Source organism: Bradyrhizobium sp. (assembly GCF_049586575.1).
In the GTDB taxonomy this organism is placed as follows: domain Bacteria; phylum Pseudomonadota; class Alphaproteobacteria; order Rhizobiales; family Xanthobacteraceae; genus Bradyrhizobium.
In genome coordinates this window covers 1-9,297 of the sequence record NZ_JBAVCF010000446.1, presented here as the reverse complement: position 1 = coordinate 9,297, position 9,297 = coordinate 1, and the positions used below count along the sequence as shown (strand labels likewise).

The following is a 9,297-nucleotide window of genomic DNA, read 5'->3' as shown; positions in this document are numbered from 1 at the left end:
AGCGAAGCGGATAGCGGTTCGCGTCAAGAAAACGCGCGAAGACGAAAAACCTCAGGCCAGGAGGCCGGTGGCGCGCAAGGTCATCAGGAAAAACGTTCCGGACATCAGGCTCCAGAACCCCGCCAGCACGGTCGCCATCATCACGAATTCGAAACGGCGGCGCTCGATCTGGGCGCCCTGCAGCGTGTTGCGCATGATGATGAAGGGGGCCGCAAACACCAGGAACGGCACGGCGGCAAAGGTACTCGGCGCAACCCCCTCCTGGAGCAGGCTGAAACCCACAGGACGGTGCACGATGGCCTGGTATCCGCTGGTGAGCGCACCGGCAAGTGCAAAGCCGATGCAAAGGGAAAACAGGGAATTCAACGCGTCCGGCGTCATCTGGGCTCATTCCACGCAACAACTGAAGTCGCGCCCTGCTTCGCAAAATTGGTTCGCCGCCGCCACAACATCCTTAAGGAAAGGTTAATGGGTAACCGCAGGGAACCGCTGACAGCACATGGCTCACGCGGCCTGCCCTCGCCTTAGACCATTCGGATGCACGATGCCGCGTGGCATATTCGGCGTTGATTCGACCCGCCATTCCGTCCCGCCCGATTCACGATCATCCACTCATGACCTTCGTCACTACGGCCCAGAATATCGCGCGCAGCACCGGCAAGGATTTGCGCGGCCATTTGCTTCCAATCCTTCTTGTCGGCGCCATCGCAGCGGCTGCGCTGGCGCTCGTTGCCTATCTGTTATGGCCGACCTGGGAGGTTGACACTGCGAGCGGCCCGACGCGTTTGCCGGTGAGCATCGGCTCGACACTCTTCAACGTGCCCTCCGCATCGATCCGGATGAAAATCCAGCACCACACCGGGCCGCAGGAGCGAATCGATCTCTTCTTCGCCTACCCGTCGCTCGAGCCGCCGGAAGCGCCAAAGCGCGTCAGCGCAGCCGATGTGGACGAGGCCATGCAGCCGATTGACCGGATTTTCCTGTCGATCGCGGCACATCACGACGCGCTGGCGCCGGAGGTCCGCGCCCGCACCATTTTCCCGCGCTATCTCGATCAGACGGCCACGGTTGGTGAAGACGGTCTGACGATGCGCGCCTTTCGCGAAGGCTCACCCTACAGCGGGGAAGATTTGTTCTCAGCGAACGCCCCTGACTTCGTGGCGCGTTGCAGCCGCGAGGCGGCCACACCCGGCATGTGCCTGAGCGAACGCCGCGTCGAGGGGGCGGATCTGACCTTTCGCTTTCCACGCAGCTGGCTGGCGCACTGGCGCGACGTTGCGGACGCGATGGATCGCCTGACGCTGCAATTGCACGGTCAGAAATAACGGGCCAAACGGCCACCGCGAAATCAGGCTATTTGAACCTCAGCCCTGCTCGACCAGATCGTCTTCCAGGATCGCCATCTGGAATTGAAACGAGCGGTCGTCGTCCTCGTCATCGACAAACAAGACGCCGATAAATTCCTCGCCAATATAGACCTCGGCTGAGTCATCCTTCTTGGGCCGCGGAACCACGCGAATCTTGGGGTTGCCGAACAGGCGCTTGAGATAGGCGTCGAGCTTCCTGACTTCCTGAACGTCCACGGCAGTCTCCGAATGCGAAGGTCTTTGGGAAATTTTAGAACGAACCGGCGAGAACCGCTAGGGTGGTGGATCACAGAGGCCGTTATAGCCGCGCATCAGGCCAACTGCAAAGCCACGATTGCGCCGTTTGCCGGTTTCACCGGCCGCTTTTTCGCACAGCGCGCTGAAATTCAAAGCCCAATCGCGTTGATCATCTGATCCATCGTACGCGACGGCTCCGCGCAGCCGGCCTCGCCCACGATCTTGGCCGGCACGCCCGCAACCGTCACATTATGCGGCACCGACTTTACGACCACCGAGCCCGCGGCGATTCTGGCGCAATGGCCGACCTCGATATTGCCGAGGATCTTGGCCCCAGCCCCGATCATAACACCGTGGTGGATCTTGGGATGGCGGTCCTCATTCTCCTTGCCGGTACCGCCGAGCGTAACCCCATGCAGGATCGAAACGTCATCTTCGATGACCGCCGTCTCACCGCACACGAAGCCCGTGGCGTGGTCCAGGAAGATTCCGCGGCCGATTTGCGCCGCCGGATTGATGTCGGTCTGAAACTCGCCCGATGAACGGCTTTGCAGGTAATAGGCGAAGTCCTTCCGGCCCTTCTTGAACAGCCAGTGCGCCAGGCGGTGGGTCTGCAAGGCGTGGAAGCCCTTGAAATAGAGCAAGGGATCGATGAAGCGCGAGGTCGCGGGATCGCGGTCGTACACCGCGACCAGGTCGGCGCGGAAGGCATTGCCGAGATCGGGATCGTCGCGCAGCGCCTCGTCATAGGCCTGACGAATCAAATCGCCCGACAGGGCGGAATGGTCCAGCCGTTCGGCAATCCGATGCACGACGGCCTGCTCGAGCCGGTCGTGATGAAGAACAGTGGAATAAATGAACGAGGCGAGTTCCGGCTCCCGGCGAACGATGTCCTCTGCCTCAGCCCGCACGCGATCCCAGATCGGATCGAGTGAGGCGAGCGTCGCGCCGGCCTGCGGATTGATCTGATGCTTTACCATAGGCTTTGCCCGCAAATTCCTCTGTGGCAACGATAATCAGACTTGATGACGGCATTATTCTAGCACGGGCCCTTCCCGCTGTCCCGTTGCTCTCACACCAAGGTGAACGCCCGTACTGGGGCGTGCGAGCGCCGGCGGGATGGGGTTCCGTTGGCCCTACTTGGTTGGCCGTTTCTGCAAATCAAGCCGACTAATGGCGGATTTCATGAAACTGTGGTCTTTGGGCATGGTCGGCGGGGATGGCAGATATTACTACTCACACGTTGGATAGACGCGCCACGAACCCCCTTGTTGTCTGGGGGATCGCTGCCGCAATCCCTTTGATGCTGCTCGCGCCGGCGCTCTGGAACGGCTTCCCCGTGCTCCAGTCGGATACCGGCGGCTATCTGGCGAGGTGGTACGAAGGCCACCTCGTCCCGAGCCGGTCGACGGTGTTCGGCCTCTATCTGCATTATGGCGAACACACCCACTTCTGGGTCAACCTGGCGATCCAGGCGCTGGCGACAATGTGGATCCTGCAGCTCACGCTGCGGGTCTTCGGCCTCGCCAAGCCATGGCGGCTGTTCGTATCGTGCCTGGTACTGACGCTGACGACGGCGTTGCCATGGCTCGCCAGCATGCTCCTGACCGATATTTTTGCCGGATTGTCGGTGCTGTCGCTGTTTCTTCTCGTCGTGCACGGCGACAAGCTTTCCGGGCGTGAAAAGGCTGCGCTGTTTGTCTTCACCGCATTTGCGGCGGCGACCCACAGCGCAACAATGGGCGTTCTGTTGGGTCTCTGTTGCGTCGGATGGATCGCGCGCCCTTTTCTGCGCGACCGGATCAAGGCCGCGCCGCTCGTGCAGGGCATGCTGACCATCGCCGCCGGCGCGATCATGCTGGTTTCCGCCAACTACGCTTTGTCCGGACAGGTGGCGTGGACGCCGGGCGGCTATTCCATCGCCTTCGCTCGCATGCTTCAGGACGGAATCGTCACGCGTTATCTGAACGACCACTGTCCCACACAGCAGTTCAAGCTCTGCCCGTATCGCAACGAGCTGCCGGAAACCGCGGATGATTTCCTGTGGAGCCGGGAGACCGTCTTCAACAAGCTCGGCCGTTTTCCCGGCATGGGCGATGAGATGGGATACATCGCCGTCCACGCCCTCGCCGACTATCCGCTATGGCAGGCCGAGGCAGCGCTGATGGATACAACCGAGCAGCTGCTCAAAGTAGCCACCGGCGAGAATACCGACCATCCGACGATGATGCACACCTACGGCATCTTCCGGGAATTTTTGCCGCAACAATTGAAATGGGTGGATGCGGCGCGCCAACAGAAGAGCCACCTCACCTTCGGGCCGCTCAACCTGGTCCATGTTCCCGTCGCACTGTTCTCGACGGCGCTGGTCTTTGTCCTGCTGATCATTGCGATCTGGCGAAGGCAGATCGACGACGTGACGCTGTTGATGGCGACCGTGTGCCTGACGCTGCTCGGCAATGCTTTCATCTGCGGCGTGATTTCGGGGCCGCACGATCGCTATGGCTCGCGCCTGGTCTGGATCACGACCTTCGCCATCATGATCGCGGCGATGAGGCGCTGGCAGCGCGGCAATACCCCGAAGGGTCCGTCACGGCCGGCGTGACAGAAAATCCAGCACGCCGGCCTTGTAGACCTTGTCACCGACCGCGCGCATGTGGTCGCGGTTTGGGATGTCGAGAACTTCCGAACCCGGAATGATGTCGCCGAGCGCATGTGCCGAACCCGCAATCTCGTCCGCGGTGCCGACCGCAATCAGCACGGGAACCGGGATTTCGGCCGCCTCTTGTTTCGTCAACAGGCGGCGCGAACCGCGCAGGCACGCTGCGAGGGCCTTCCGGTCGGATCGGGTCTGGTCGGCGAAGGCGCGAAACGTACGCCCGACGGGGTCGGTGACCTCGTCGAGGGAATCGGCCTCTAACGCCTTGGCGACATTTTCGCCGGGACCGCCGCCGTCGATCAGGCCGATGCCGATGCCGCCCAGAATCGCCGAGCGCAAACGATGCGGCTTGCTTCGCGCCAACATCGCCGTCATCCGCGATCCCAGCGAATAGCCCATGACGTCGGCGCGCTCGAGCCCGAGGTGATCCATCAAGGCTGCGATGTCGGTTGCCATGATGGCGAGCTCGTAATCGGCAGAATCGTAAGGCTTGCTCGAATCGCCGTGGCCGCGATTGTCGAATGCGATCACGCGGCGGCCACTCTTCTTCAGATCCGAAACCCAGCTCGGATAAACCCAGTTCACATTCTTGCTGGAAGCAAAGCCATGTACGAGCACGATCGGTTCGCCCTCGCCTTCGTCGAGATAGGCAATTTCAACAGCGCCGTGATGGAAACTCGGCATCGCTACTTCCGTGTTTTTGAGGAGGAGTTGGAAATTAGCCGTTTATGACGGCGCTGGCCACCGCCGGATGCACAAGGCCGGCAAGTTGCCGGCGCAACCTTCGCCGCTTGCCGTGATCAATCCACGACTGCGTCAGCCGCTCGGTCATCGCCTTGATCGATGCCAGCAGGGAGAAAAGAGCGAACAACGCGCCGAATATCCACAAGGACAAATCGAGCGCGCCAGCCGTCAGCAGCAACGCGCTGCGGCCAAGCAGCTTCAGAATCGCGCGCGTCTTGCCGCCTGAGGATTCCGCCAGCCGCGCGGCGCGTGCCACATCCTCGGGGCCTTCGGCGATCTTCAGCGTGTCGAGCGCGCCGCGCGCACCGGCCTTCTCACCGACGCGGCCGACATCCTTCGCCATCCGCACCAGCGCACCCGCCTTTTCGGCATGGAAGGCGGCGCGGATTGCACGCGCGGTCTGCCCGGGAGACGTCGTCGCACTGGTCGCGACAGCATCTTCCAGCATCGGCCCATCGACGATCCCGCGTGCGGAGCGCCCGGCCCACTCGGTGAGCCCTTCGCCGAGCCGCCCGACCTTGCGGGCATCCTTGACGAGCGTCAGCCCGGCACGGACCGGCGCCACACCACCCACGGAGACATAGGTCGCTGCCGTCACCGCAAGACCTGTGGCAGCAAGCCCGAGTACCAGACGGTCGGTGTCCTCGCCCATGACCAGATGCTTGCCCTCGCGAACCACGTCCCTGATGTCGCCGAACACGAAAAGATCGCCGGCAACAGTACCGGACAGGCTGCCGGCGTCGTCGGCATTTCCCGTCACAAGGCCCGAGGCAAATTGCTTCGCAAAATGCGAAGCCGTGCTTTCCTCCGCAACCGCCTGGTCTACCCGCCGCAGCAGATCCTCCGGCAGCGCGATGTTCTTGGCTTTGGCGAGATCGACGAAGCTTGAGGCGAGGCCCGTGTCATGCGCGGCGAGCGCCGATTCGATCTGGCTGGCCACCATGTTTTGGCTATTCCGCAGCGCAGAACTGACCTGGAGGTCCGACAATTCCGCCGGATCGTCCTGCGCCGCCAGCATGGCTGTAGCGTCGCGCGCATGCGGCCACACCACGGCAAGCGCAGCACTGCTTGCCGTCACCGCCGCCAGCGCCAAACCGATCCGCCACCGTTTCATTCGAAATACCTGCTCGGTGAAGTGCCGCACATCTTCCAGCGTGGTGGATTTGACGTTCGCTTCCACGCGAGTACCTCAAATCCCAAAACCACACTAGTGCGGCGAATTTGAAGTTCCTATCAGTGTTGCCGCAATCGCTTTATAGGAACTTCAAATTCAAGGCCGCACTAGAATCAATAAGTTACCAGAGCTCCTTTGATTCCGAAGCTCGCATCGGAGGTTGCCGCGATACCGTGCGAACTTCGGAATCGGAGCTCTGGTGTCCCGATTCCGAAGTTCGTAGCATTTTTCGGAGCCACGTTTCGAACTTCGGAATCGAAAGGACACTAGCAAACCTATTGATCTAGTGTGGCTTTGGTTCAGAAGTCCGCATGACCCGCCCGCGGCACAAAAGATGCGGACTTCGGAACCGCCACACTAGTAACTTGTAGTTGTGGTGTCCCTTTGGCTCTGACGCTCGTAAAAGAGCCCGCCGTGACGGAGTACGAATGTCACAACCGGGACTCCAAAGAAGTAATGCGCCGCTTTTACGACACAACCGCCCCGACGAAAGAAGGGCTTCTCCGGGGCAGCAAGATTGTGTCGAACTTGTAAGATAGAAATCAGTGGCGGGGCTACCGCAGGGTTGCGGAACATGTCAAATCCACCCCCACTGCTGCGGTCGGTTTGACACTCGCTTCGTCAGATACCGGACACTGGGAATCAACGGCAGCCGCCTTTATGGTGATGCCCCTCTTCCAGTGACGGAACCTGGTGCCGGTGTCGTCTGCTGCTCGCTCTACCCGAGGTGAATCCGATGTCCGATCATGTCGTTCCGCACTTTCATAACGATGCCGGCGTTGCCGTCATTGAGATCGGCTCGAAGGAATTCATGTGCGTCGGCGCCAACCCGCCTTTCGATCATCCGCACGTGTTTCTCGACCTCGGCAACGACAACGAGATCATCTGCCCCTACTGCTCGACGCTCTATCGCTATGCCGCCGACCTCAAGGCGGGCGAGGCCCGTCCGCCGGAATGCGTGCTGACCGACAAGGTCGCCTGACCGGCCGGTGGCGTGGCGGCTTCACGCACGATCATCGTTGCGGGCGCCGGGATCGGGGGATTGACCGCATCGCTGGCGCTCGCCAGGCAAGGATTTCGTGTCATCGTTCTTGAGAAGGCCGAGCGGCTCGAGGAGGCTGGCGCCGGCCTGCAACTTTCGCCCAATGCAAGCCGCGTACTGATCGACCTCGGTCTCAAGCCGCGGCTCTCGCGCGCCGTGACGCCCGAAGCCATCTGCCTGATGAACGCCACCAACGGCAGTGAGATCGCCCGCCTTCCCCTCGCCGGGAAGGACGCGCCCTATTGGCTGATTCACCGCGCCGATTTGCAGGCGGCGTTGCGGGACGAGGTCGAAAGCCATTCCGATATCGAGTTGCGGCTCGGATGCCAGTTCGAGGACGTGAGCCCCCATGCCAAGGGGCTCACGGTCGTCCAACGCAGCGGCCCGACGCGCCAGCAGGAACTCGCGGTGGCGCTCATCGGCGCTGACGGCATCTGGTCGACGGTTCGTCATCACCTGCTCCCGGAAGCGCAACCTCGCTTCTCCGGGCTGATCGCCTGGCGTGGTACACTCGATACCACGCAGCTGCCGCGTGAATACACCTCGCGCCGGGTTCAACTCTGGATGGGACCGGATGCCCATCTCGTGGCCTATCCGATTTCGGGCGCGCGCCAGATCAATGTGGTTGCGATCGTGCCGGGACAATGGAACAGGCCGGGCTGGAGCGAGCCGGGCGACGGCAACGAGATCAAGAGCGCATTCGTCGCGGCCGGATGGCACGCCATTCCGCGGATGCTGGTCAGCGCCGTCGACGGCTGGCGGAGATGGGCGCTGTTCACCGTGCCGGGCGGCGGCCAATGGACCGACGGCGCGATGGCGCTATTGGGAGACGCCGCTCACGCCATGCTGCCTTTCGCGGCCCAAGGCGCGGCCATGGCGATCGAGGATGCGGCCGTTCTGGCCAAGTGCATCGCTGAGCGCCAGAACGAAGGACCCGCGGCGTTGTCGGCGGCGCTACAACGCTATGCGCGGCTGCGCCGGCCGCGCGTGACACGGATCCAGCGCAGCGCGCGGCAGGCGGGACGCATCTATCATCTCGGTGGTCCGCTTGCCGCCGCACGCGACCTCGTCATCAAGGCGATGGGGCCAAAGCGCATGCTGTCGCGGCAAAACTGGATTTACGACTGGCGGATATGAAACGGCGACGCCTCGCCGCTACTCGCATCAATAGGCAGCGCCACCCGACCTCGTCGGAGCATGGCCGGACGTCGTGACCGGCGCGGGCGCCGCCGTCGCCGCCGTTTTGGATGGCGGGCTGTCGTGGCATTTGTTGAGCGCCCATGCTTCGTCGGCGTTCTTCTTCTGGCCGCGCAGCGCAATGTAGTCGTTGCGGTAGGCGACCTCCGCCACCACCGGGCCGGCGAAGCCTTCTTGCGCCTTGTTCATCAGGCCCTGCAACTCGGCCATCTTGATCGCCTGACTCTTGCGCTCGGTTTCCAGTTGCTTGCAATCGTACAGATTGTATTTCGAGGGGTCCGCAAATGCCGACGTCATGCCGTCGCTCATGTCGGCGCAACCGGACAACATCGCGCCACAGGCGAGCAGCGCGGCCACGCCCGCGAGGACATGAGACGGCGCACGGCGGCAGGCGAGCGAGACGATCATGGGACCCTGTTAGACCGACAACATTGAGGTTGCGTAAAGCAGGCGCTGGTACCCGCTTTCCGAAGTTCGTGCTCCGCCCTCAGCGCCACCATTCACGAACTTCGGAAAGTCATGGGCACCAGTAAAGTCGTGATTCCAGCGCCGCTTGCTATTTGAAGCTCCTGAACGGTTTTTGCCGCCAGCGATGCCGGAGCTTCAAATAGGCGGCACTGATGTCCGCAATGAGGCTTTCCTTGCTTCGCGCAGTCGCATAAAGGTTTGGGGGCGGCGCCAAGCTGAACCGGCTCATTTTCCGGACTCAAAAACTGCGCTAACTATCTGATCTTGTGACCAAAGCGGACGTGGCGGAATTGGTAGACGCAAGGGACTTAAAATCCCTCGATGGCAACGTCGTGTGGGTTCGAGTCCCACCGCCCGCACCAATAGCCGGCCCAAGCCGCACGCTTTAAGGCGGTTTGCACCCATGGTG

At 62.0% G+C, this 9,297-nt stretch carries 10 protein-coding genes and 1 tRNA gene; 5 read left to right on the top strand and 6 right to left on the bottom strand.

Annotated features, from left to right (window positions below; all coding sequences use genetic code 11):
* Positions 1 to 51: 51 nt before the first annotated feature.
* Entirely contained in the window at positions 52 to 381 is a 330-nt protein-coding gene (locus WB528_RS17510) for a DUF6949 family protein (RefSeq protein ID WP_423889662.1), read from the bottom strand.
* Positions 382 to 614: 233 nt separating this feature from the next.
* Here WB528_RS17510 and WB528_RS17505 point away from each other — a divergent pair, with 233 nt between their 5' ends.
* The gene (locus WB528_RS17505) at positions 615 to 1,325 is read left to right on the top strand and encodes a hypothetical protein (protein WP_423889660.1); all 711 of its coding nucleotides are present in this window, start codon (positions 615 to 617) and stop codon (positions 1,323 to 1,325) included.
* Between the two features lie 39 nt (positions 1,326 to 1,364).
* On the opposite strand, the gene WB528_RS17500 is transcribed toward WB528_RS17505, so the two are convergent.
* On the bottom strand, positions 1,365 to 1,583 hold the full coding sequence (locus WB528_RS17500; protein WP_079543740.1) for a DUF3126 family protein: 219 nt from the start codon (positions 1,581 to 1,583) through the stop codon (positions 1,365 to 1,367).
* A 170-nt stretch (positions 1,584 to 1,753) separates the two neighbouring features.
* Positions 1,754 to 2,584, bottom strand: coding sequence for a serine O-acetyltransferase (gene cysE, locus WB528_RS17495; RefSeq protein WP_423889659.1), 831 nt, complete (start codon positions 2,582 to 2,584; stop codon positions 1,754 to 1,756).
* Positions 2,585 to 2,907: 323 nt separating this feature from the next.
* Between cysE and WB528_RS17490 the strand changes: the two genes are divergently transcribed.
* Positions 2,908 to 4,209 (top strand): hypothetical protein, encoded by a 1,302-nt coding sequence (locus WB528_RS17490; RefSeq protein ID WP_423889658.1) that lies wholly within the window; start codon positions 2,908 to 2,910, stop codon positions 4,207 to 4,209.
* On the opposite strand, the gene WB528_RS17485 is transcribed toward WB528_RS17490, so the two are convergent.
* Both WB528_RS17485 and WB528_RS17480 read right to left on the bottom strand, forming a co-directional pair.
* Positions 4,195 to 4,947 carry an alpha/beta fold hydrolase gene (locus WB528_RS17485; RefSeq protein WP_423889657.1) on the bottom strand — a complete coding sequence of 251 codons (753 nt, stop codon included), beginning with the start codon at positions 4,945 to 4,947 and terminating at the stop codon, positions 4,195 to 4,197. The genes WB528_RS17490 and WB528_RS17485 overlap by 15 nt on opposite strands.
* Positions 4,948 to 4,981: 34 nt before the next feature.
* On the bottom strand, positions 4,982 to 6,121 hold the full coding sequence (locus WB528_RS17480) for a hypothetical protein (protein ID WP_423889664.1): 1,140 nt from the start codon (positions 6,119 to 6,121) through the stop codon (positions 4,982 to 4,984).
* 796 nt (positions 6,122 to 6,917) lie between these two features.
* On the opposite strand from WB528_RS17480, the gene WB528_RS17475 reads away from it, so the two are divergent.
* Both WB528_RS17475 and WB528_RS17470 read left to right on the top strand, forming a co-directional pair.
* Positions 6,918 to 7,163: a zinc-finger domain-containing protein gene (locus WB528_RS17475; protein WP_423889656.1), complete on the top strand. Its 246-nt coding sequence runs from the start codon at positions 6,918 to 6,920 to the stop codon at positions 7,161 to 7,163.
* Positions 7,164 to 7,175: 12 nt separating this feature from the next.
* Complete coding sequence (locus tag WB528_RS17470) at positions 7,176 to 8,360, top strand: FAD-dependent monooxygenase (protein ID WP_423889655.1); 1,185 nt, start codon at positions 7,176 to 7,178, stop codon at positions 8,358 to 8,360.
* Between the two features lie 27 nt (positions 8,361 to 8,387).
* On the opposite strand, the gene WB528_RS17465 is transcribed toward WB528_RS17470, so the two are convergent.
* A complete protein-coding gene (locus tag WB528_RS17465; RefSeq protein WP_423889654.1) occupies positions 8,388 to 8,828 on the bottom strand; it encodes a hypothetical protein in 441 nt (146 codons plus the stop codon).
* Positions 8,829 to 9,163: 335 nt separating this feature from the next.
* On the opposite strand from WB528_RS17465, the gene WB528_RS17460 reads away from it, so the two are divergent.
* A tRNA-Leu gene (locus WB528_RS17460) sits at positions 9,164 to 9,250 on the top strand.
* Positions 9,251 to 9,297 lie beyond the last annotated feature (47 nt).

Coding starts and splice junctions, on each gene's coding strand:
- WB528_RS17475 (WP_423889656.1), top strand. CDS start 6,918: ATGTCCGATCATGTCGTTCCGCACTTTCATAACGATGCCGGCGTTGCC.
- cysE (WP_423889659.1), bottom strand. CDS start 2,584: ATGGTAAAGCATCAGATCAATCCGCAGGCCGGCGCGACGCTCGCCTCA.
- WB528_RS17465 (WP_423889654.1), bottom strand. CDS start 8,828: ATGATCGTCTCGCTCGCCTGCCGCCGTGCGCCGTCTCATGTCCTCGCG.
- WB528_RS17505 (WP_423889660.1), top strand. CDS start 615: ATGACCTTCGTCACTACGGCCCAGAATATCGCGCGCAGCACCGGCAAG.
- WB528_RS17510 (WP_423889662.1), bottom strand. CDS start 381: ATGACGCCGGACGCGTTGAATTCCCTGTTTTCCCTTTGCATCGGCTTT.
- WB528_RS17485 (WP_423889657.1), bottom strand. CDS start 4,947: ATGCCGAGTTTCCATCACGGCGCTGTTGAAATTGCCTATCTCGACGAA.
- WB528_RS17490 (WP_423889658.1), top strand. CDS start 2,908: ATGCTGCTCGCGCCGGCGCTCTGGAACGGCTTCCCCGTGCTCCAGTCG.
- WB528_RS17480 (WP_423889664.1), bottom strand. CDS start 6,121: ATGAAACGGTGGCGGATCGGTTTGGCGCTGGCGGCGGTGACGGCAAGC.